General features: G+C 65.6%; 20 protein-coding genes and 1 tRNA gene. 7 read left to right on the top strand and 14 right to left on the bottom strand.

What is annotated here, in order from left to right; translation table 11 throughout:
- Window positions 1-16: 16 nt before the first annotated feature.
- Window positions 17-2,281, bottom strand: coding sequence for a protein kinase (locus ACFWPX_RS11340; protein WP_378927296.1), 2,265 nt, complete (start codon window positions 2,279-2,281; stop codon window positions 17-19).
- A gap of 192 nt (window positions 2,282-2,473) precedes the next feature.
- On the opposite strand from ACFWPX_RS11340, the gene ACFWPX_RS11335 reads away from it, so the two are divergent.
- On the top strand, window positions 2,474-2,701 hold the full coding sequence (locus tag ACFWPX_RS11335; protein WP_378927294.1) for a hypothetical protein: 228 nt from the start codon (window positions 2,474-2,476) through the stop codon (window positions 2,699-2,701).
- Between the two features lie 540 nt (window positions 2,702-3,241).
- Here the strand turns inward: ACFWPX_RS11335 and ACFWPX_RS11330 are convergent.
- The 8 genes from ACFWPX_RS11330 to ACFWPX_RS11295 all read right to left on the bottom strand — a co-directional run bounded on the left by ACFWPX_RS11330 (window position 3,242) and on the right by ACFWPX_RS11295 (window position 11,336).
- Window positions 3,242-4,450, bottom strand: a complete 1,209-nt coding sequence (locus ACFWPX_RS11330) for a hypothetical protein (protein ID WP_378927293.1) — start codon at window positions 4,448-4,450, stop codon at window positions 3,242-3,244.
- Window positions 4,451-4,753: 303 nt separating this feature from the next.
- A tRNA-Ala gene (locus ACFWPX_RS11325) sits at window positions 4,754-4,826 on the bottom strand.
- Window positions 4,827-5,006: 180 nt separating this feature from the next.
- Entirely contained in the window at window positions 5,007-5,747 is a 741-nt protein-coding gene (locus ACFWPX_RS11320) for a thioredoxin domain-containing protein (RefSeq protein ID WP_378927292.1), read from the bottom strand.
- A 65-nt stretch (window positions 5,748-5,812) separates the two neighbouring features.
- Window positions 5,813-7,144, bottom strand: coding sequence for an MFS transporter (locus ACFWPX_RS11315; RefSeq protein ID WP_378927290.1), 1,332 nt, complete (start codon window positions 7,142-7,144; stop codon window positions 5,813-5,815).
- Window positions 7,141-8,778 (bottom strand): phosphoglucomutase (alpha-D-glucose-1,6-bisphosphate-dependent), encoded by a 1,638-nt coding sequence (pgm, locus tag ACFWPX_RS11310; protein ID WP_378927288.1) that lies wholly within the window; start codon window positions 8,776-8,778, stop codon window positions 7,141-7,143. The genes ACFWPX_RS11315 and pgm overlap by 4 nt, the downstream gene beginning before the upstream one ends.
- 47 nt (window positions 8,779-8,825) lie before the next feature.
- Window positions 8,826-9,188: a fluoride efflux transporter CrcB gene (gene crcB / locus ACFWPX_RS11305; protein ID WP_378920780.1), complete on the bottom strand. Its 363-nt coding sequence runs from the start codon at window positions 9,186-9,188 to the stop codon at window positions 8,826-8,828.
- 64 nt (window positions 9,189-9,252) lie between these two features.
- Window positions 9,253-9,669: a fluoride efflux transporter CrcB gene (crcB, locus tag ACFWPX_RS11300; RefSeq protein WP_378920783.1), complete on the bottom strand. Its 417-nt coding sequence runs from the start codon at window positions 9,667-9,669 to the stop codon at window positions 9,253-9,255.
- Between the two features lie 173 nt (window positions 9,670-9,842).
- The gene (locus ACFWPX_RS11295; protein ID WP_378920785.1) at window positions 9,843-11,336 is read right to left on the bottom strand and encodes an MFS transporter; all 1,494 of its coding nucleotides are present in this window, start codon (window positions 11,334-11,336) and stop codon (window positions 9,843-9,845) included.
- Window positions 11,337-11,465: 129 nt separating this feature from the next.
- Here ACFWPX_RS11295 and ACFWPX_RS11290 point away from each other — a divergent pair, with 129 nt between their 5' ends.
- The 4 genes from ACFWPX_RS11290 (at window position 11,466) to ACFWPX_RS11275 (ending at window position 14,505) form a co-directional block, all read left to right on the top strand.
- A complete protein-coding gene (locus ACFWPX_RS11290; RefSeq protein ID WP_378920786.1) occupies window positions 11,466-12,143 on the top strand; it encodes a TetR/AcrR family transcriptional regulator in 678 nt (225 codons plus the stop codon).
- Between the two features lie 57 nt (window positions 12,144-12,200).
- Window positions 12,201-13,502, top strand: a complete 1,302-nt coding sequence (locus tag ACFWPX_RS11285; RefSeq protein ID WP_378927287.1) for a D-arabinono-1,4-lactone oxidase — start codon at window positions 12,201-12,203, stop codon at window positions 13,500-13,502.
- A gap of 141 nt (window positions 13,503-13,643) precedes the next feature.
- Window positions 13,644-14,057, top strand: coding sequence for an arsenate reductase ArsC (locus ACFWPX_RS11280; RefSeq protein WP_378920790.1), 414 nt, complete (start codon window positions 13,644-13,646; stop codon window positions 14,055-14,057).
- A 49-nt stretch (window positions 14,058-14,106) separates the two neighbouring features.
- Complete coding sequence (locus ACFWPX_RS11275) at window positions 14,107-14,505, top strand: VOC family protein (RefSeq protein ID WP_378927286.1); 399 nt, start codon at window positions 14,107-14,109, stop codon at window positions 14,503-14,505.
- Here the strand turns inward: ACFWPX_RS11275 and ACFWPX_RS11270 are convergent.
- The gene (locus ACFWPX_RS11270) at window positions 14,481-14,969 is read right to left on the bottom strand and encodes an NUDIX hydrolase (RefSeq protein WP_378920794.1); all 489 of its coding nucleotides are present in this window, start codon (window positions 14,967-14,969) and stop codon (window positions 14,481-14,483) included. The two genes, ACFWPX_RS11275 and ACFWPX_RS11270, sit on opposite strands and share 25 nt — an antisense overlap.
- 125 nt (window positions 14,970-15,094) lie before the next feature.
- Window positions 15,095-15,790 carry a helix-turn-helix domain-containing protein gene (locus ACFWPX_RS11265; RefSeq protein ID WP_378920796.1) on the bottom strand — a complete coding sequence of 232 codons (696 nt, stop codon included), beginning with the start codon at window positions 15,788-15,790 and terminating at the stop codon, window positions 15,095-15,097.
- A gap of 146 nt (window positions 15,791-15,936) precedes the next feature.
- Between ACFWPX_RS11265 and ACFWPX_RS11260 the strand changes: the two genes are divergently transcribed.
- Window positions 15,937-16,800: a DUF1266 domain-containing protein gene (locus tag ACFWPX_RS11260; protein WP_378920798.1), complete on the top strand. Its 864-nt coding sequence runs from the start codon at window positions 15,937-15,939 to the stop codon at window positions 16,798-16,800.
- Here ACFWPX_RS11260 and ACFWPX_RS11255 read toward each other — a convergent pair.
- A complete protein-coding gene (locus ACFWPX_RS11255; RefSeq protein WP_378927285.1) occupies window positions 16,778-17,665 on the bottom strand; it encodes a hypothetical protein in 888 nt (295 codons plus the stop codon). The two genes, ACFWPX_RS11260 and ACFWPX_RS11255, sit on opposite strands and share 23 nt — an antisense overlap.
- A 100-nt stretch (window positions 17,666-17,765) precedes the next feature.
- Between ACFWPX_RS11255 and ACFWPX_RS11250 the strand changes: the two genes are divergently transcribed.
- Window positions 17,766-17,975, top strand: coding sequence for a DUF5302 domain-containing protein (locus ACFWPX_RS11250; RefSeq protein WP_378920802.1), 210 nt, complete (start codon window positions 17,766-17,768; stop codon window positions 17,973-17,975).
- A 75-nt stretch (window positions 17,976-18,050) separates the two neighbouring features.
- Here the strand turns inward: ACFWPX_RS11250 and ACFWPX_RS11245 are convergent, their stop codons facing one another.
- Both ACFWPX_RS11245 and ACFWPX_RS11240 read right to left on the bottom strand, forming a co-directional pair.
- A complete protein-coding gene (locus tag ACFWPX_RS11245; protein ID WP_378920804.1) occupies window positions 18,051-19,109 on the bottom strand; it encodes a hypothetical protein in 1,059 nt (352 codons plus the stop codon).
- Window positions 19,110-19,473: 364 nt separating this feature from the next.
- Window positions 19,474-21,018 (bottom strand): reverse transcriptase domain-containing protein, encoded by a 1,545-nt coding sequence (locus tag ACFWPX_RS11240; protein WP_378927284.1) that lies wholly within the window; start codon window positions 21,016-21,018, stop codon window positions 19,474-19,476.
- Between the last annotated feature and the right edge of the window lie 124 nt (window positions 21,019-21,142).

Below are 21,142 nucleotides of genomic sequence, written 5' to 3'. Positions count from 1 at the left end.
CAAGTGCTGACGCCGCTCACTGAATAGTCACCTGGATGCTGGCAACGCGTTCGAGCGCCTGGAGATCCTTCTCGATGACGTCGAACAGCAAATAGACGAGCACGAAGCCGACGATGCCGCCGACACCCAGTATGCGGACCGCCCAGACAACGGATTCGATTTCTGTCCCTGGCAGGAAGGTGATACCGGTGACGCCGACCAGCGGTATCGCGGCTGCCACGGTGAGGTAGAAGCCGGTGCGCCCAGCGAGCCTGCGGAGGTGGTCGACGTCGGCGGTGTCGGAACGCCCGCGTACCAGGAAAATTGGATACAGGCACCGCACCACGTACCAGGTGATCGCGAAGTACGGATACGCCACCGCGATTGCGCCGCACACGATGACCGACAGCAAGAAATGCGCGTATGTGCCGCGCGGAACGCCCCCGGCGATCAGATTCAGCAGCACCGGGAAAACCACACCGCCGAGAACCCAGAACCCGAAAGCAATCCACGCCACCCGGTTGCCGAGCCGTAGCGCGTCGATGCGTGCCCGAGTGAGAGTCTCATCGAGAAAGGTCCATCCGAAGCGCAGACCTACGAGTACTAGAATGAGGCGGCGCGAAATGTACAGAATCAGTATCGTGGCGACCGCAATGGCGAGCGGATACAGCACCCCCGCGACATAGTTGAAGGACTGCTGAGCCTCGGGGGTGAGTTTACTGACGATAAGAGTTCTGTTGTAGTAATAGTTGTACCCGGCCGCGACCACGTTCGGTACCCCGATCGCTATCGCGATAATCGGTATCGGCCACAGCGGCCCGGTCGGCCGGCGGCTGCGCTGCGGCGCATCCACCAGATCCCGTGCCCGAGAGTCGAGGCACAGCTCGAATTGCTGGGCCAGCTCCGCACCGTGGGCCCACCGATCCTTCCGCTGCGGCGACAGGCATGTCAGCAGCACTCGGCGCAGCGAGGCCGGGCAGTCCGCGGGCAGATCGTCCAGGAATTCCCGCGCGATCGGGCGACGCCGCACTTCGAGCAGCTGCTCGACGTATTCTTGTGAATCCTTCGCCTCGATCCGGGCAAACGGTCGTCGCCCGGTCAGCAACTCCCACAGCACGACGCCGAGGGCGTAGATGTCGCTGCGCGTGTCGAGATCGCCGACAGTGCCGGGCAGCGCGGGGTGGCTCGCTTCGAGGTGCTCAGGCGACATGTAGGCGAGGGACCCGCCGAAGTATGTCACCGGACTGCTGCCGGCGAGGTGATCGCTGAAGCTGATGTTGAAATCGGCCAACTTCGGCACCCCGTCAGCGGAGAGCAGGATGTTCGCCGGCTTGACGTCGCGGTGCAGCACACCCCGCCGCTCGGCGTAGTCCAGCGCCTCGGCGAGCCGACGTCCCAGCCAGGCCACCGTCTCCGGCCACGACAGAGCGGCGATCTCGTCACGCACGCCGACGCTCGAGGTACGCATCTCGCCTTTCTCCGCCAACGCCTCGTCGACGGCGTCCAGAAGTAGCCGTCCACCGCGTTGCTCCGGTGCGGTCTCGCGGACCCGTTTCAGCACCGATTCCAGCGTTCCACCAGGCAGGTACTGCATGTACATGAGTTTCAGCACGCGGTCGGGCAGCAACCGCTGGTCGTACACCCGAACGATGTATTCGTGTTCCAACTGGGCGAGGGTCTGGGGTTCAGTGCCATGGTCGGCGGAAACCTTCACCGCCACCAGTCGCTGCATCGAGCGTTGCCGAGCCAGAAACACCCTGGCGAACGTGCCGTGGCCGAGCTCGAGCACCAGGTCGAAGTCGTCGATCCGGTCCCCGGGCTCGAGCTCCTCACCGGCGATCGGCACGCTCGGCCGCTCCATGAGCGTGCTTTCGTACGGGTCACCCGGCCGGAGGATCACATCGAGCTCCTCGGCGTACTCGGGGTATTCCCGCACGTACTCGTCGACGTCGACCTGGACGCCGACGCGACGCAGAATGTGGAACTCCTCGTAGAGCAATTGCCGGGGCATCGGGCCGGATCGCAGCTCCGGAAACCGTACCCGGTAATCGGCGAGCCGCTTCGGACGGTCGTAGCGCAGCCAGCGGTACTTCAGGTCGACCTTGATCAGTCCGATCAGCGAGGCCCGGCGGACCGTGTCACCCTCCAGCGCAAACTTCGCCAGATCGGGTGGCGTTCCAGCCGATTCCCATGCCGCCGTGAATGCCTCGACCACGTCCACAAGCCGCGCCTCATCGCTCGCTGCCCGATCGGCCAACGGATCGAAGGCAGCGGTTTCATCGCCTGCCGGTCGAGCGCCCATCGCAGGTCACTCCGAGGTGAAACTCCGCCGCATGATCAATTTTATCGCGCTCCCCTCGAAACCAGCCCCAACTGCCTTGGCCATTTCACCCGGGGCCTGCACACCCGGTTGTATCTGACCGAGCGGGGGCTACACCACCGTGGGATTGGATCTGTCGCCGACCGCGATCGAGCTGGCCCGCACCGACCCGAAGTGCCCGTTCCGGGGCCATCGCCGGTCACCGCCGACGAGCTTCGCGAGGCAGTGGAGAAGTACTGGGTGGTCGAAGAGATCAGGCCGGCGCGAATCCATGGCAACATGCCAGTCGGCGACTTCGGGCCGACGGCCGACGGCCCGAGGTTCCGGTTCGAGGGCATCCGTGACGAGCCCAGTGGCCGCAAGTCGGTTCCCGCCTGGCTGCTGTGCGCCCACCTGGGCTGATCCCTCGACACGCCAGTTCGCGGGCACGACGAAACGAGAACGGCTCATGCTCTCCATGAGCATGCGCCGTCTACGAGTGGAGTGGAGCTAAGGGGACTCGAACCCCTGACCCCCACATAGAGCGTCATGAGCTCATAGGGCTGGCGAGGATCGAAGTTCAGCGTCCACACCAACGATCTCCTCCGATACGCGACAGATGTGCCCAGATCGACCCGGCGCCAGTTGCAGCGAATCAGGTTCAGCAACAAGGGATTATACTCCGCGCTGCAGACACTTCAGCCCGGACCGGGCAGTACGGCTTCCACCCGGGGGCGCGTCGAGGGCCCCACGCCGGGCATCTAATCCTGCGTACTTGATCGGTGTCACTGGAAGCCGACAGTCTCGTAGCGCCACTGCTGCCTTGACGAGGCCCTGCCTGGCGAGCGCCCACCGTCGCTCGACTGGCCGAGAGGTGGTATCCGGCTACGCCAACCCGATGCGTAGCCACTCATCCCAGCTACTCGAAGCACCGTACCGGCTGGATTGGCCGCTTTTCGTCTGTCACGGTTCGGGCGTCCACACCGGATGAGCGGTATCGCCTACGTAGGCGCAAATCAGCGCCTGGCCCGACGACGACTCCGCGACGGAGCTCCCGAGCCTACACACGGTGCCTGGCTGTTTAACGCCAGCGAACGACAAGGAGGGGGTCCACTTTGCCGTCGACCCGTCCGCGTATACGCATTTCAGTTGGCCACCATCTGACCCGATCACCCACCTGTCGAGACTTGGATCGCAGTCCCTCCCAGCCGCAGGCGTCGGCGGGCGCGGTGCCGGAATTGGCACCGGCGCGACAGTGGTCGTCGATTCGGTGGCAGCGGGCGAGGGAGTCCGGTTTGCGCTGCGGGTCGGCAGCGGATTCGGGAAAGTGATCGTCGCGTTCGCCGGGGACAGCTTGACATGGGACTGCGCGGCTGTTTCCGGCGTGGCATCCTCGGCCCACACGGTTGGTGTGAACCGCACTGCCGCCTGGTCGGGCTGCACTGAAACGACAACCCAGCCAGCAGTCTTGCGGCCCGGCGCGGCACTGGCCGCTGCTTGGTAGTCACGGCAACCAGCCGCCAAGCTGGCGTTTCCCGCACCGTGAGAAGCACCCAGCTTGTCGATGGTGGTGATCTCGGCGTAGCCCGGCTCGATCGATAAACTCAGCGCCCCAGGATTGTCGACCTCATACCGCACCGCGAGACCTTCTTGACCAGGCTCGCCGCCCCCTTCCAGACACGACGCTGGCAGCAGGACAATCTCGTAGATGATCAAGGTTGCGACAGCCCGCCCATCGTTGGCGCGCGAGAAGTGATACATCACTCCCAGACCCAGGGTCGAGGGCTTGCGCGTCTGCGTCGTGGTTGGTGTGAAGGCTGGGGCATCGCCCGCATCGCCGAACCGGAGCAGGCCAACGACGGCGGTGATCGCGGCGACGCCTAGCACGATTGCGGTAATGATCAGTCCACGTTGAGACCGGTTCCGCCCCTTGATATCCCCTGCATTCACGTGCGCGATCCTTGCTCCCCTTGGACTGAATCCGCAGCCTAACAGCCAGCTGCAAGATGTCAGCTGGGGTGTTCGGATCTGACAGAACGCCTCTTGGGAGGTGTAACGGGCGGGGCGGGTAGCGCGGTCGCGGGAGGTTTTGAGGTAGGTGATCTTCTGTTGGTCGTCGGCGGTGTCGTTGTTGAGGACAAAGACACACTCGGTCAGCGAGGCGCTGATCAAGCGAATTGGTGTCGGAGGCGTCCCGGTCGGGTCGGGCGACTTCGAAGAGGGAAACAGAAACCATGCCGACCGGCCCGACCAGCATCGTCAGATCGAATAGGAATCTGCGACGACCAGACGTTTTCCGGTTGCCCATGTTTTGCGTGTCCTGCCGGGGGCACGAACCTGCGACAACGGCAACCACAGCAGGTGCACGACCGCACCGGCCAAACAGAATCCAGGACCAAAACGGGGGGAACGCAGGGTCAGACACAAATAGCAGGTCAGGCCCGGTCTAAGACCGGGCCTGACCTGCTATTTCTGTGGAGCTAAGGGGACTCGAACCCCTGACCCCCACACTGCCAGTGTGGTGCGCTACCAGCTGCGCCATAGCCCCGTGTTCAGTTGTTCAGCTGCTCTCGCTGCTGCCTGAATGAAGTTACACCATGCGTCTGAGAGACAACAAATCGGCTGGTAGATGGCGAAAATGTGGGGTGGGGGCGGGGACTTCGGGGGCACGTGAGGCGGGACGGATCGGCTGGTCAGGGGTAGAATGTGCCCAACCTCACGCGGGGGCTCATGGGGCCAGGTTCACTACCCAGTTCTCGTCTTGCCAGTTGATCTTGGTGGTGCCGTCGTAGATCGAGGGGGTGGCGGCCTTGTTGCCGGTGCGGGCGTCGAGGTCGGCGAGGTTTTTCGCGGCGGCGGTCTTGGCGGCATCGGATTGGGTGCCGTTGTTGATGCAGGCGGCGACGGATTCGGGGGCGCCGGATTCGGTGGCGATGGTGGCGAGGGCGGGGTTGCTCAGGTCGGAGCCGCCTTCGGCGGGCTGCCGCTTCGTGAACAGCGTCTCGTGGAACTTGCTGTAGGTGGGGCCCGAACCCGTTTGGGCGACACAGAGATTCGCGGCGATCGCGCGGGTGGAGTAGTCCTTGCTCCTGGACTGGGGGTCGAGGAAGCTGACGAGGTGGTAGTTCACCGCGAGCTTGCCTTCGTCGATCTTCTGGGCGAGTTCCTGGCCGAAGCTGGTTTCCATCGTGCCGCAGGCGGGGCAGATGGGGTCCTCGAAGATCTCGATGGTCTCGAGGGCGTCGGGGCGGCCGAGGCGTATGACGCCCTCGGGGGTGGCGCTGACCTGCACGGCGGCCTCGCGGACGGGGCCGTAGCCCTCGTTGCGGACGGCGGGCGGCGGTTCGGCGCTCCACTTGTAGGCAGCGAACACCATCAACCCGATGAGGACGACCGCCACCGCGGCCAGCGCGTAGGTGGTGTTGCTGGAAACGGGGCGCGGATTGTGCGAAGAACCGGCTGTGCTCACCCGTCCACTCTGCCTCGAGTCGCCGCCGGCTCGCCGCCCGGGCAGGCCGAAATGGCGCTGACCTGCTACTGGGGCTTGTGGTAGTCGCTGGGTCGACCGGCGGGAACCATGCCGTCACGCACCACCGGCACCCCGTCGGGGCTACCGTCGCAGCTGCATTGCGGATCGATGCCGTCACCCGCGTGATCGGGGTGCTCGGGATCTTCGGGATGGATGATCTGCGAGGGCTCGGGAGTCACCAGCCACAGCGCGGCAGACACCGCGAGCACCGCGCCGGTGACCGCCATGCCCACACCGAAGGAGGTGCGCTCGGCCAGCCAGCCGATGACGATCGGGCCGAGCACGGTGCCGAAATCGGCCGCCATCTGGAACGCGGCAAGCACCGGGCCGCCGCGAGCACGCGAACCGATCACATCGGCCAGTGCGGCCTGCTGCACGGGGCTGAACATCCCCGAACCGAGGCCAGCGATAAACGACGCGATCAGGAACCACAGCAGGTTCGGCGCGAAGCCGAGCGCACCGGTCCCGAGCGCGCAGATGACCGAGCCTGCGATCAGGAACGGCTTGCGCCCGAACCGGTCGGAGAGCCGACCCGACAGGAACAACACCGCCGCATTACCGGCGGCGAACACCGTCAATGCCACGCCCGCCATGCCGATGTCCTGGTGCAGGGTCTCGACGACCAGCAGCGGCACGAACGCCATCCGCACACCGAATACCGCGATGCCACCCGCGAAACTCGACAGCAGCACCGCCCGGTAAGCGGGCTCGGCCCACCCTTGACGGAAGGTGAATTCGATCGGCTGCACACCGTTCTCGGGTGTGAGCACCGGCGATTCACGCAACCCGGCGAACACGATCACACACACCACCAGCAGCGCGGCCATATAGATGAGGAACGGCGCACGCAGCCCGAACCCGGCCAAACTACTTCCGACCAGCGGACCGAGCAGCGACCCGATCAGAAAACTCGTCGAGTAGACGCCGGAGATCCGGCCACGCGCCGCAGGCGGTGACACCCGGATGATCAGCGCCATCGATGACACCGTGAACATCGTCGACCCGATACCGCCGAGCGAACGCAGCACCAGCAGTTGCCAATACGTCTGCGCCAGTGCGCACGCACCGGTCGACAGGGCGACGATCGCGATGCCGGCCAGATACACCCGCCGCTCGCCCAGCTTCTGCACGAGCCGCCCGCTGGCGGGCGCGAACAGCAACCGCATCAACGCGAACGCGCTCACGATCGCCGAGGCGGCCGCGATGCCGACCCCGAATTCACGCGCGTACTGCGGCAGCACGGGTGCGACGAGACCGAACCCGAGCGCGATCACGAAAGCGGCCGCGATCAGGACCCAGATCTCGGCGGGTAGCCGGACTTTGGCCGGAGCGCTCACTCGATCAGCGCCTGGTTCACCATCTCCTCGGCCGCAGCCTGCACCTGGGTGAGATGTTCAGGACCGAGGAACGACTCGGCATAGATCTTGTATTTGTCCTCGGTGCCCGAGGGACGTGCGGCGAACCAGGCGTTCTCCGTGGTGACCTTCAGCCCGCCCAGCGGCGCTCCGTTGCCGCGCGCGGTGGTGAGGATGCCGGTGATCTCCTCGCCCGCGATCTCGGTGCCGGTGACGGCGTCGGGAGTCAGGCGCGCGAGTTTGGCCTTCTGTTCCCCGGTGGCGGGGGCGTCGATGCGCGCATAGGCGGGGCTGCCGTACTGGCGTTCGAGTTCGCCGTACCTGGCCGACGGGGTCTGGCCGGTGACGGCGGCGATCTCGGCGGCGAGCAGCGCGAGGAGGATGCCGTCCTTGTCGGTGGTCCACACGGTGCCGTCCATCCGCAGGAACGACGCGCCCGCGCTCTCCTCACCGCCGAAAGCCAAACTGCCACTGAACAATCCGGGCACGAACCACTTGAAACCGACCGGCACCTCGTGCACATCCCGCCCGAGCACGCCGACCACGCGGTCGACCATCGACGAGGTGACGACCGTCTTGCCGATCTTGGTGAGCGCGTCCCACCACATCCGATTCGCGACGAGGTATTCGATCGCGACGGCCAGGAAATGGTTGGGGTTCATCAGGCCACCGTCGGGGGTGACGATGCCGTGCCGGTCGGCGTCGGCGTCGTTGCCGGTGGAGATGTCGTAGTCGTCCTTGATCCCGACCAGGGCCGCCATGGCGTGGCGGGAGGACGGATCCATCCGGATCTGGCCGTCGCTGTCGAGGGTCATGAAACGCCAGGTGGGGTCGACGAACGGGTTCACCACCTCGAGCTCGAGATCGAAGCGCTGCCCGATCTCCTCCCAGTAGTCCACGCTCGCGCCGCCCATCGGGTCGGCGCCCATCCGGATGCCCGCGCCGCGAATCGCGTCCAGGTTCAACGCGTTCGGCAGATCGGAGACGTACTTGTCGAGGTAGTCGTAGCGCTGCACGTGGGAGTTCATCGCCTGATCGAGCGAGACGCGTTTGACCCCGGCCAGGCCGCCGCGCAGCAGTTCGTTGGCCCGGGCGGCGATGGCGTCGGTGGCCTTGGTGTCGGCGGGGCCGCCGTGTGGCGGGTTGTATTTGAAGCCGCCGTCGCGCGGTGGGTTGTGCGAAGGGGTGACCACGATGCCGTCGGCCTGGTGCTTGGTGCCGCCGCGATTGTGGTTCAAGACGGCATGACTCAGTGCGGGTGTGGGCGTGTAGCGGCCACGGGCGTCGATCACGGCCGTGACGTCGTTGCCCGCCAGGACCTCGAGTGCGGTGGTCCAGGCAGGTTCGGACAGGGCATGGGTATCGCGCGCGAGGTAGACCGGGCCGGTGATGTCACGGGTGGCGCGGTATTCGACGATCGCCTGCGTCATCGCCATGATGTGGGCCTCGTTGAACGCGCCGTCCTCGCTGGACCCACGGTGCCCCGAGGTACCGAACACCACCTGCTGGCTCGGCTCGTCCGGATCGGGGACGAGGCTGTAGTACGCGGTGACCAGGTGAGCGATGTCCACCAGGTCGGTCGGGCGGGCGGGCCGTCCGGCGCGATCGTGGGCCATGGTGGGTGTTCCCTTCCGTGTCGGCTGCGCGCGGCTGGTCATGAGAATCATGCGCACAACCACTGGGTCAGGGACGCGGCGGCGTAAACCGCGGCCAGGCTCGCCGCGACGCTGATCACGACATTGCCCACGGCATACACGTAGGCGCCCTCGGTTACCAGACGGATCGTCTCGTAACCGAACGTGCTGAACGTGGTCAGCGCACCACAGAAGCCGGTTGCCGCGAATGCCAGCAGCGAACTGCCCGCACTCGCGCCGATCAAACCCCCGAGCAACGCCGAACCGACAATGTTAACGGTTAGCGTCCCCCATGGCAGCCCAGTCGGAAACCGCGCCGACATCTGCCGGTCGATCAGGTACCGGGCAGGTGCGCCGAGCATGCCACCGGCCATCACCAGCGCCACCGTCATGCCACGCCTCCCCGTGTGGGAACCGACATCTCGACCATCGGCCCACCCCCTTCCGTCGTCGAATTCATGCGAACCCCCGCCGCGCGACCCACCGGGTCGCGATCATGGCGACTGCCACGGCACCGAGTGCCGCCAGTACCGACAGACCGAGATAGGCCACCGCGGTGCCCGTCGCACCGGTGCCGATGAGTCTACGAATCTCGAGGCTATAGGTGGAGAAAGTCGTGAAGCCGCCCAGCACACCGATTCCCAGGAACGGCCGCACGAGTTTCGGTGCCTCCCACAGTTCGGTGACCACGACCATCAGCACCCCGATCGCGAAGCAGCCGAGCACATTCACCGTCAATGTCGACCACGGGAATCGGCCGGGGAGCACCGGCCACCAGTGACCCATCCCGAACCTCGCGACGGCACCGAGGCCGCCCCCTACCGAGATCGCCGCGAGGACGGCGGGATCGAGCGCCGGAGGCCGCGATGTCATGCGCTGCCCTCCCGTTGGCCGATCCGTGTGGTGGTCGTTGCTCATGGTATCGAGACCCACCGACACGAGGGCGCGCGGTGCGGTTGCGGCAAACTTTCAGCAGACCCCACCGGCGAACGACGATGGCCCGAACCGATTGTCGGTTCGGGCCATCGCGTCGCAGTTGTGCTGGATCAGTGCGCCAGCACCGGCTCGCCTTCGGCCGGAGCGGGCACGGTGTTCGGCATGAGCACCGCGATCACGATCGCACCGAGCACGAAAGTGGCCGTCGCCCACCAGAAGCTGGTGGTGTAGCTCTCGATCGCGCCCTGCGCCATGGTGAGCGGGCCCGGCTGATGCGCCGACACGTAGTCGGTCATCGCCGAGGCCGCGATGGTGCTGAGCAGCGCGGTGCCGATGGAGCCACCGACCTGCTGGCTGGTGTTGACCATCGCCGAGGCGACACCGGCGTCCTCGTGCTGCACACCGGCCGTCGAGCCCTGGAACGCGACCGACATCGCACCACCGAGGCCGAGGCCGAGCAGTACCAGCGCGGGCAGGATATGGGTGACATAGCCCGAGTCGAGACCGATCTGGGTGAGCCACAGCATGCCCGCGGCGGCGATCAGGAAGCCACCGCTGATGACGATCTTGGGGCCGACCTTCGGCAGCAGCAGCGACGGCGCGGTGGTCGAGGAGACCACCATGCCCGCCACCATCGGCAGGAACGCCAGACCGGTCACGATCGGCGTGTACGCCAGTGTCAGCTGCATGTAGAAGGTGAGGAACAGGAAGATCGCGAACATGCCGATGCCCATGACGAACACGGTCAGGTACGACGCGCCACGGGTGCGGTCGGCGACGATGCGCAACGGCAGCAACGGATGCGCGACCTTCGTCTCTATCCACACGAAGGCCGCGAGCAGCACGGCGCCACCGATCAGGAACGCCAGCGTGGTCGGGTCGCTCCAGCCGTTGGACTCGGCGTGGGAGAAGCCGTAGACGATGCCGAACAGCGCGGCGGTGACGGTGACGGTGCCGTACCAGTCGAGCTTGGGGCGCGAGGTCGAAGTGTGCTTGGCCAGCAGCAGCACGGCGCCGACGAGCGCGACGGCGGCGAAGATCAGGTTGACATACATCGCCCAGCGCCACGACGCCCATTCGGTGAGCACGCCACCGAGCAGCAGACCGATCGCGCCACCGGCACCGGCCACGGCACCGAAGATGCCGAACGCCTTGGACCGTTCACCGGGTTCGGTGAAGGTGACCGTGAGCAGCGACAGCGCGGCGGGGGCGAGCAGCGCACCGAACACACCCTGGCCGACCCGGGCCGCGACGAGCATCTCGAAACTGGTGGCCGCACCGCCGATGGCCGAGGCCACCGCGAAGCCGATCAGCCCGACGATGAAGGTGTTGCGGCGACCGAACAGGTCGCTGAGCCTGCCGCCGAGCAGCAGGAGGCTGCCGAAGGCGAGGGCGTAGCCGGTGATGACCCACTGCCGGTCACCGTCGCCGAAGCCGAGGTCTGCCTGCGCCGCAGGCAGTGCGATATTGACGATCGTCGCATCGAGCACGACCATCAGCTGGGCGATGCCGAGTACGGCAAGCACCCACCAGCGCAGGGCGTGCGAGCCGCGGCGACCGGTATCCGCGGGGCTCTCGAGCCCGGTGTCGAGTGTGGTGGTCATAACTCCCCTAGTAGGTCTGCGGGTGGTTTCTGGTGGCATAATCGGAGATACCGCCTCCGCTTCATTCGAAGCTACCAGAGTAACGGAGAAACGACCTCCACTTAATCCCTGGATTGATAGGATGTACTTGTGAATCACGCCACGACGACTGCCACACCACCCCGCAGACTGCGCGCCGACGCCGCGCGCAATCAGCAACGCATCGTCGCGGCCGCCCGTGAGCTATTCGCCGATCACGGCCTCGAGATCACCCTCGACGACGTTGCCGAGCGCGCCGGAGTCGGCGTCGGCACGGTGTACCGGCGCTTCGCGAACAAGAAGGAACTCATCGCCGAGGTCTTCGACCAGCACGTGAAGGACTTCGCCGACGCGGCCGACGCGGCCATGAGCAACCCGGACGCCTGGCTCGCGCTCGTCGAGTTCTTCGAGAGTGCGTGCAAACACCTGGCGACCAACCGCGGTTTCGGCGAGGTGATGCTCGAACTCGAGGAAGATCCGGCCCGTTTCGCCGAGTTGCGCGACCGGATCCAACCGGCGGTCGCGGGCATCATCGATCGTGCGCGCGTGGCGGGCGCGGTGGACGCCGACGTCGCCACCTCCGACTTCTTCGCGCTGATCCACATGGTCAATTCCATCGCCGAGTTCGCCGGTCCAGTGAATTCCGAAGTGTGGCAACGGTATATGGCCATCGCGCTCAACGGCGTCCGCACCGACGCGGTGCCGCGCAGGCCACTGCTGGTCGCGCCGATGACCAACGAGGAGGTCGAGCAGGCCAAGGCCGCCGGCTGCCTCGGCCGCCGCCGCTGAGCCGAAACCTGTCCATCGAGTAGCGCGCGTCACAGCGCATCCTCTACTGTTGGACACATGACCAAGAGCACCTGGGTGAACTGGGCAGGCGAGCAGCGCTGCGCACCCGCCGTCGTCGCCGCGCCGCGTGACGTCGGGGAACTGGCCGCGATCGTGACGGAGGCGGCCGCCGCGGGGCGGACGGTACGCGTCGCCGGGTCGGGGCACTCGTTCACCGACGCCGTGCTCACCGACGGCACGCTGGTCGATCTCAGTGGTCTGGACAAGGTCCTCGATGTCTACGCCGACACCGGACTGGTCCGGGTGGAAGCCGGGATCTCGCTGCACGCGGCGAGCCCGCTACTGCACGGACACGGGCTGGCCTTCCCCAATCTCGGCGACATCGACACCCAGAGCCTCGCGGGCGCCACCGCCACCGCCACCCACGGCACCGGCGCCCGGCTGCGCAACATCTCCGCGGCACTGCACTCGGTGGAGGTACTGCGCGCCGACGGCACCCGGGTGGAGCTCAACGAGCAGACCGACCCCGACGGCTGGCGGGCGGCGCGGGTCAGTGTCGGCGCGCTCGGCATCGTCACCGCGGCCACCTTGCAGCTCGAGCCGTCGTTCGTGCTGGAGTGCGTCGAGCGGCCGGTGCCACTGAACGAGGTGCTCGCCGATATCGACGAATTCGCCGACGGCAGCGATCATTTCGAGTTCTTCGCGTTCCCGCACAGCGAGACGGCGATGACCAAGTCCATCGATCGCACGGAGTCGCCCGAAGAACCGCGCGGCAAGGTGCGCGAGTGGATCAACGACATCCTGATCGCCAACCATGTCTACGACGGCATGTGCAGGCTGGGTCGGCGAATTCCTGCCGCCATCCCCATGATTCACCGCGCGGCCACCCTGGCGGGCAGCAACAACCGGCAGGTCGACCGTTCCTACCGGGTGTTCTCCACCCCGCGGCTGGTGAAGTTCAACGAGATGGAATACGCGATCCCGCGCGCCCACGCGGCCGAGGCGATTCGCGAAATCCTGGCATTGGGAAGGCGATTCGGCACACCGATGCCGATCGAGGTGCGCTGGGTCGCGCCCGACGACGCCTTCCTGTCCCCCGCGGGTGGACGCGAGACCTGCTACATCGCGGTGCACCAGTACCAGGGCATGGTGTGGGAGCCGTATTTCCGCGCGTGTGAGGCGGTGTTCGACGCCTACGACGGCAGGCCGCACTGGGGCAAACACCACTTCCAGACCGCCGAGACGCTGCGTTCGCGCTACCCCGAATGGGACCGCTTCACCGCCGTACGACGGCGCTTCGACCCCACCGGCGTGTTCGCCAACGACTACGTGCACCGGGTGCTCGGCTCACTAGACTGACGCCGCGGCGGTGCGGACATCGCTCGGACAACAGTGTCGCCGGATCCCCCGCACCGCCCCCGCCGCAGCGCCCTGATGGAATGATGACGGGTGATATCCGAAGCGCCACAAGCACTTCGCCCCTGCGCCGAAAGGGCGACCATGGCCCACACTCCCAGCGTGTTGTTCGTCTGCGTCAGCAATGCGGGCCGATCACAGATGGCGGCGGGTTTCCTGCGCGCCATGGCCGGTGACCGGATCGAGGTGCGCACCGCGGGCAGCGAACCGGCGGCCGAGCTGAATCCCGCCGCGGTGGCGGCCATGGCCGAGATCGGGATCGATATCTCCGGCGCACGGCCGACCCCGCTCACCGATGATGCTGTCGGGCTCTCGGATGTGGTGGTCACGATGGGGTGCGGCGAGGTGTGTCCGTACTTTCCCGGAATCAGCTATCGCGACTGGGTGCTGTCGGATCCGGCCGGGCAGCCGATCGAGGTGGTTCGCGGCATTCGCGACCACCTGCAGATTCTGATCGGGAACCTGATCGCGGAACTGGTGCCGGTGCCCGCGCGCTGACGTCCGATTCGTTCAAGACCGCACCCGCTCGGGTGCCTAGGCTGAGAATATGACTCCACAGCTCGATGTCGTGTCCGTTGTTGTTTCCGATATGGCCGCTTCGGTGGCCTTCTACCGCAGGCTGGGACTGGTTTTCCCCGACGGTGCCGAATCCGAGGGGCATGCCGAGGCCGTGATCGGCGGTGGCCTGCGGCTGGCGCTGGACACCGAGGCGACGATCGCCTCCTTCATGCCCGGCTGGCAGCCGCCGACCGGTCCCGGCCGCAGCAGTCTGGCGTTTCGATGCGCCGATCCGGCCGAGGTCGACAAGCTCTACGCCGAGCTCGTCGACGCCGGCCATCACGGCGAACTCCCACCGTGGGATGCCTTCTGGGGCCAGCGTTACGCCTCGCTCGCCGACCCCGACGGGCACGGAATCGACCTCTACGCGCCGTTGCCCGCCGAGTAGGCCGACCAGTCGTGAGGGTCGCGCTGGCGCTGCTGATAGCGGCCGAGCATCTCGCGGACCTCGTCGCTCACCGGGGGTTCTCCGGTGAGCCTGGTCCACAGGTGCGCGTCGTGCTCGGTGAGCGTCACCGGTCCGGTCGCGGCCACCTCCACGACGAAGGTGAACTGCCTGGTGCGGGCGCCTTCGCCGGTCAGGTAGTCGAAATCGCCGAGGTAGTCGCTGACTCCGGTGACCTCGAGCCCGGTTTCCTGCGCGACTTCGCGGCCAAGCGCTTCGTCGAGTGCCTCACCCGGCTCGACGACGCCGCTGGGCAACTCCCACCGGCCACCGAGGAAATCCTGTCGTCGGCGGCGCAGGATGAGCACACGATGATGGCGGACGACGACCGCGCCGACGACAAGCCGGCGGATTTCGTCTCGTTCTGCCTCGATACGGAGGGTGGAGTACACGGATTCGTCGATCATCGGGTCACATCCTCTCGTCGGTGTTTCGGACTGGCCTAAGCACTTGCGACGGGGCGTGCACTACTGAGCCTAAACCTTCCGTCACGCTGTGCCGAATGAGACTTTCCGGGCAGCGAGACGCCCGATCAGCGGTGTTGCAGGGCGCCTACCGAGCATCCCGCCAGGTCACGGAACTCCCGCGACAGGTGTGCCTGGTCGGCGAAGCCGTTCGTCGCGGCGATTCGCGCGGCCGGAATTCCGGTGCGAACCGCTGCCAGCGCACGTTGAAAGCGCAGAATACGAGCCAACATCTTGGGTCCGTAGCCGAAGGCGAACAGGGAGCGCCGGTGCAGCATCCGGGCCGACATACCCGTCCGATCGGCGGTCTCGGCGACTGTCGCGCCGGCCGACAGCGAATCGACAACGGCGGTGAGAGCCGGGTCCGCGGGGCCGTTTTCGGTGGCGAATCGCAATGCGATCGTCTCGAGCGCCGCAACGCGGTCGGGCGCGTTGTCGATGCGGTCGACGAGTTCGCGGGTGGTGCGCGACGGCGCCAGCTCGGCCAGGTCGACCCGCTGGTTGAGCAGTTCCACCGCCGGAATCCCGAGCAACGTGGGCGCGGTGCCCGGCGCGAATCTGATGCCGACGAATTCGCTCGCTCGTGCGGTCGGCGCCAGGAACGCGCGACTGTCCGGGCCCGCGACCATCAGCGTGCCCTCGGTCCAGATCAGATCCATGCAACCGTCGGGGAACACCGTGACCGGACCGGTGTGGGCGGGCATGGTTCGCGACCAGACGACCGCACGGTCCAGCCGCGACTCGCGTTCCCGGTATTCGGCCACACTTCGACGGTAGCCCTACCTACCGACAACAACCCCGTATGTCTCTACTTGGAGGGGCCCGAAGGGCCCCGACTCGAGCGCGCCAGCGCTCCAACCAACACCGTAAGATCTGACGGCACGACGTTCGCTCGGCAGAGGGGTGCCACATGCAACCGACAGCAGCAGTGCGTGGTGGACGGCCGCGGGTGGCGGGATTTCCCGGCGCCGATATAGATATCGAGCCGGACGTGTGGTCGGGGGCGCGGGTCGATGACGACCGGATCCGGGCGTTGGCCGTCGGCGCGTATTACGGGCGCAGTTGGGGTGCACAGTGCGATGACGTCGCGTTCCTGCCGGAGGAGCCCGACAGCGCGTCGACCCGGCGCGAGACCGCGATCGAAGGACTGCACGAGTCGTGGGGCGTCGACAATGCCGAGGACGCGCACGACACCGTGCGGCGGTTGCTGGCCGGGATGCACGCGCCGCTGTTCGAACTCGTCCATCCACTCGCCGTCATGGCCGCGTCCGATACCGGCCGCGTCGACCGGTCGGGGCTGGCCGACGAACATCGCGAATTCCTGCACACGCTCTCGGGTTTCCGCGGTTATCGCGGGCCTGCCGGGATCGATCGCGACTACGACGCGTGGCTGCAAGCCATCAAGCTCGGCATCACCGACAGTCTGCCGACGCCACTGCAGATCGACGCCACCGCGTGGGATCTGGCCCGGCTGGTGTTCATCGCCCGCGCGGCGTGCACGGCGGGTTATCTGACCGACGACGAGGCATGGGAGCACATGCTGACCGGGCTGGATCGGGCGCGTCAGCACTATCGCAACTGGCGGCAGTTCGGCGACGGCTTCCTCACGGGCGCGATCTTCTGGGCGGCCACCCAGGATCTGTCGGCCGCGAAAAGCCAAGTGGCCGAACGTAGGCGGATGATCGCTGGGCTGCACCTCCGGCCGTCGAGTCCGTGGCGGCGGGTGGCCCTACATCGGGGTGCGCCGGTGTTCAGCCCGGCATCGTCAGCATGATGCCGACGGCTTGACGGCGGAACGGGTCGTCGTCGACCATTCCCAGTTTGCGGCGTTCCACCAGCAGTTGCCATTCGCCGAAGAGGTCGGCCGAGCAGGGCATGGACTGGGCGATGGATCCGTCGACGTGCTCGATTTCGCAGGCCAGGCGGACGGCCTCGGTGATGCGGGTGAAGTCGGCCGGTTCCCAGTCGACGAAGTCCAGGTCGGTGCCTGCGCCCGAAATACGCAGGGTCGCAACCTTTCCGGGTTCCGTCAGCACTTCGGCACCGGTGAGAACCGAGACCGGGAATTCGTACACCGCCCACGCGGAGACGAACAGCAGGCGCAGAGTCGTGATCGCGACCAGACCCGGCGCACCCTCGTGGCCGGCTTGGGCCAGTTCGAGAACGTACTCGTCGGGGCGGGCACAGCTGTGCAGGATGTCGATCTCGCGTAGGGAGTTGCCCGCGTGGCGCATTCGGCGCGCTGCCGCCGTGACATCGGGACGGTGCCGGCCGTTCGGAGCCTGAACTGCTTGCGGTGGAACGAGATTCGGGCGGGGCGGAAACACCCTGCGTAGGCTGACGAGGTCGCGTTCGACAGCTCTGATCAGCGCCTGCGCCTGCTCGCGTAGATCGGTTTCCAGGAACACCGGCACCGGATGACGATCCGTCGGCGCACCGTTGACCACGAACTGTGCCGACCGGAAGAACAGCAGCAGCGCCATCTGCCCGTCCTCGGTGGTCGCGAGCGCGATCCTGCCCAGCTCGGCCACGCCGACGTCGAGCGCGATCTCGTTGTCGGCGCGCAGCGGCGTCGTCACCAGCCGCCCGTCCGCATACCGGACCGCGACCCGCGCACCCCATACTTCGATCACCGCCACGTCCCTCCTGGCATGCCCCGCATCGGTGGATCCTACCGATGCGTCAATCGTGGGCCGGGCGATGGTGTGCGAACGTGCGCTGAGGTGGCAGGCTGTAGGTATGCCCGATGAACAGGAAGTCTCCGCCGAACAGTCCGGTGCCGCGAACGAAACTCCGGAAGAGGCGACCAAGCGGAAGTTCCGCGAGGCGCTCGAGCGGAAGAACGGCCACTCCTCCGCGGGTGGGGCCGCCCAGAATTCCGCCAAAGTGCGTGGTACGCATGCTCAGGCGGGTGGGAAGCGGACGTTCCGCCGTCGCGCAGGCGGATAGTTTTCGCGCCTTGCCGCTCCGTGAGCAGCCCTGCCGCCACAGGTAATCACCTTGTGGCGCAGGGCTTTTCGCGAATTACTGCAAGCGGGAGGTATCAGCGTCCGCTTCGGCTCGGACGGCGTTCTCGAAGGTTACGCCGCTGTCCGCTTCGCTGAAGACCAGCCAGCAGCCCCGGATGGCGCCGAGCAGGTCTTCGAGCAGGTCGATCGCGGGGCGGGTGGGGTCGAGGCGGCAGATGCGGTAGCCGTCGGTCCAGGCGTCGGGATCGTCGTCCTCGTCGCGTTCCTCGATTTCCTGCGCGGCGTCGATGATTCCGTCCAGGTCGCGGACCTTGCCTTCGGAGACGGCGATGGCATCGGCGATCAGGTCGACCACCACCTGTGTCGGCGTCTCCCCCTCACTGAGCCGTTCCAAGACCACAGTCGGGGTTTCGACCTGGAGTGCTTCGATGTCGTCCGCCTCGGCGACCACGTCCACCGGCTCGAGGCCCGTGACCTCGCCCGCCACCGTTGCCGCGGCGCGCAGCCAGTGTGCGGCGGCGACCGATGCGGCGGCGGGGTCCAGCTCGGTGAACAGGTCGATCGTGCCCAAGGGATTGGCGCGCAGCAGCGTGTCGGCCGCGTGCACCTGGACCGGGGAGATCTCCGGTCGAGTCAGTTCGACGGCTTGTCGCGCCCGACCGCCCAGATCGCCCAGCTCCGCGGCCGTGATCGCCGCCTGCTCGGTCAGCACCTCGTTCACCAAGCGGTCGATCAGGGCCGCATCGCCGATCGCATGGAGCACGCGGCCGAGGTGATGCGCCGATTCCTCGATGGGGCTGTAGAAGACGAGCATGCACCCGTCCTCATCGGGCAGGTTGGGCGTGCGCAGCGCGTCTTCCACCTTCGCGAACCGACCACGCTCCTCGGCCCGCCGCCACGCCTCCCCGTTCTCGACATCGGGATCCCCGGCAGCGGTCGCCGGATGCGTATAGGTCCGCCACTGAAACCGCGCCAAACTGGCCAGCGCCGCCGCCAGCTCCACCCCGTGCTCCGCCCCCGGCACCTCGGCGATCGTCTCGGCGACATCACCCCGACCGGTCCCCCAGGTAGCGACCAGCGTCCCCGCCCCCGAGTCGTATGCATACCGCGTCATTCGCTCAGTTCTACGTGGCCCACCACCACGCCCCTACATCAGGGGTCTCGGTGAACAAATCGGCAGCCATCTAGTGACGGGTACGAACCGATACTCCCGTCACACGTGGTGCGCGACCGTTCATACCGCTCGCTAACCATCCGACCTGACTCAGGCCAGAAGGCTCGCGCGTAAGAACCGATACGGTGTCCACCCTATTCTCGCCAGTGGCCTCGATGTCGTCGGCGCTCGTGCGAGGCCACCAGCCACCGCGGCAACAAACTTGCGGGTGAGTCGGAGTGTTCGCACGCAACCACATGCCGATCAGTGCCTACACGCATGAAAAACTAAATGCGATACCAGCAGAATTGAGTTTCGTGAGATTTCATTTCCCACTCTTGCCATTGTTGACATAGAGGTAGAGCGGCGCTTTGCCGGAAACGACACCAAGACCATGCGTAGATACGGCCGTACGAATCACTCCAGCAATCTTGCGGAAGCTTGGCATTCGGAGGTCAAGTGACGCACCTGTTCGTTTTGACTTTGACTGAAAGCCAATTAGCTCTTCCTTGCTCAACCCAAGAGGCGGTGGGCAAGCCAGTGAAGCGGCAAACAAAAGCCGCTCCCGCTTTCGCATCGCGAGCCATATTTGCGAGGCCATCCAAGTGTCGAGGGCAAACAAACCTGCATCATCGTCAATTAGAGGGAAAAATGACATCACACCTTCGAATGACATCGGTGGAATGGATCCATGTTGAAAGCGCCGTATGTCGTTCTCACTGAGAGGGCCGTAGAGGTATCTGCGTATCTGCCAAATAAGGGTCACGTAGTCGCGGTCTACGTCGGTCAGCTGCGTGGCCGCCTGCCCCTTCCGCAAAGGCTCAAGCAGAAGGTTAACGAAGATGAGGTGTTCGATCTTCGACTTAATTCTCTCAATGGTGGAGGCTTTCATCCGAGTAGATCGGAGACCTATCGTGTGACCCAAATAGTCAATTGACTTCGTAGTTCTAATTTCCGCGTCTTGGGCCCTTTCTTTAACGAGGAGGCTAACACCCGGGCTCTTTTCCACATTGATTTCTGAGCCGATCTTGTCTGACACATGATGCAGGGCTGCAGCGGCATCACAGATTCGCCCGTAGTCGGCGCTCCACATGAGGGTGTCGTCCGCGTACCTAACAAAGCCAACACCGATACGTTCGAGTTCTCTGTCGAGATCCGCAGCCGCCACATTCGCGAGAAATAGGCTGACGGATGTCCCTTGTGGAATGCCGCGAACTCTCGGCAACCCTTCCAATTCAGACGGTAGGCAAGGTTCTGGAGATTCAAGAAATCTCTGAATTAGGAACTGCTCCAAAGGAGTCCTCACAATACCGACTCGATCAAGCGTGTCAAGAAGATAGGCATGATCAACTGTGTCGAAAAACTTACTGAAGTCGTATTCAGCAACAAATACGCGATGTTCACGAGCAAATTCTGACTTTATATAGCCTATGGCATCATGAGGCGTCAGATCTGGTCTATACGCATACGCGCGGGCACTAATTCGAGGAAGGTTCTTCCGAGTTAGAGAACGAAGCAGCCTATTCGAAACTACCTCGTCGGCGATCTGGAATGTGCTGACTACACGACTGCCGCCGGAAGATTTGGGCACTTCGAAGCCAGCGGGCGGTCGAGGAGAGTAGGAACGATTCCGCATACTCGCCGTGATCGCGTGTGCGATCGCGCCCCGACGTGCTCTAACGAGATACGGGTTAAACCCTGGATCGACTGCCCAGGCTTGGGGACGCTTTACAGCCAACGGCACCTGACTAAGAGTGCTTCTCCGCGTTCGGCGTGCGTTCTCATCCAGAACTGATTTGACGTAGGTCTCGTGCTCACGAATTAAGCGCTTGGCAGAATCGAAGATCCCCTCGTCCAGGCCCCACCACATCCGCGCCTCCTCACCAAGTAACGCGGGGGGGGGGTGTAACCCCCACACCAACCCCCCCACCAACGGCGGCGACCCAAAGCACATGGGGGTCTTGGTGGGGGTGCCCCGCGCGCGGCGGGGCCCC

It is taken from the genome of Nocardia sp. NPDC058518 (assembly GCF_042719655.1).
Lineage (GTDB): Bacteria > Actinomycetota > Actinomycetes > Mycobacteriales > Mycobacteriaceae > Nocardia.
The sequence above is the reverse complement of the archived record's forward strand: the minus strand, read 5'-3'. Positions and strand labels throughout refer to the sequence as shown.

Bases quoted from the DNA above. Each gene is read 5' to 3' on its own strand.
- pgm (WP_378927288.1), bottom strand. From the start codon at position 8,778: ATGGCCCACGATCGCGCCGGACGGCCCGCCCGCCCGACCGACCTGGTG.
- ACFWPX_RS11260 (WP_378920798.1), top strand. From the start codon at position 15,937: ATGCAACCGACAGCAGCAGTGCGTGGTGGACGGCCGCGGGTGGCGGGA.
- ACFWPX_RS11295 (WP_378920785.1), bottom strand. From the start codon at position 11,336: ATGACCACCACACTCGACACCGGGCTCGAGAGCCCCGCGGATACCGGT.
- crcB (WP_378920783.1), bottom strand. From the start codon at position 9,669: ATGACATCGCGGCCTCCGGCGCTCGATCCCGCCGTCCTCGCGGCGATC.
- ACFWPX_RS11245 (WP_378920804.1), bottom strand. From the start codon at position 19,109: ATGACGCGGTATGCATACGACTCGGGGGCGGGGACGCTGGTCGCTACC.
- ACFWPX_RS11275 (WP_378927286.1), top strand. From the start codon at position 14,107: ATGACTCCACAGCTCGATGTCGTGTCCGTTGTTGTTTCCGATATGGCC.
- ACFWPX_RS11250 (WP_378920802.1), top strand. From the start codon at position 17,766: ATGCCCGATGAACAGGAAGTCTCCGCCGAACAGTCCGGTGCCGCGAAC.
- ACFWPX_RS11340 (WP_378927296.1), bottom strand. From the start codon at position 2,281: ATGGGCGCTCGACCGGCAGGCGATGAAACCGCTGCCTTCGATCCGTTG.
- ACFWPX_RS11240 (WP_378927284.1), bottom strand. From the start codon at position 21,018: ATGTGGTGGGGCCTGGACGAGGGGATCTTCGATTCTGCCAAGCGCTTA.
- ACFWPX_RS11280 (WP_378920790.1), top strand. From the start codon at position 13,644: ATGGCCCACACTCCCAGCGTGTTGTTCGTCTGCGTCAGCAATGCGGGC.
- ACFWPX_RS11285 (WP_378927287.1), top strand. From the start codon at position 12,201: ATGACCAAGAGCACCTGGGTGAACTGGGCAGGCGAGCAGCGCTGCGCA.
- ACFWPX_RS11270 (WP_378920794.1), bottom strand. From the start codon at position 14,969: ATGATCGACGAATCCGTGTACTCCACCCTCCGTATCGAGGCAGAACGA.
- crcB (WP_378920780.1), bottom strand. From the start codon at position 9,188: ATGACGGTGGCGCTGGTGATGGCCGGTGGCATGCTCGGCGCACCTGCC.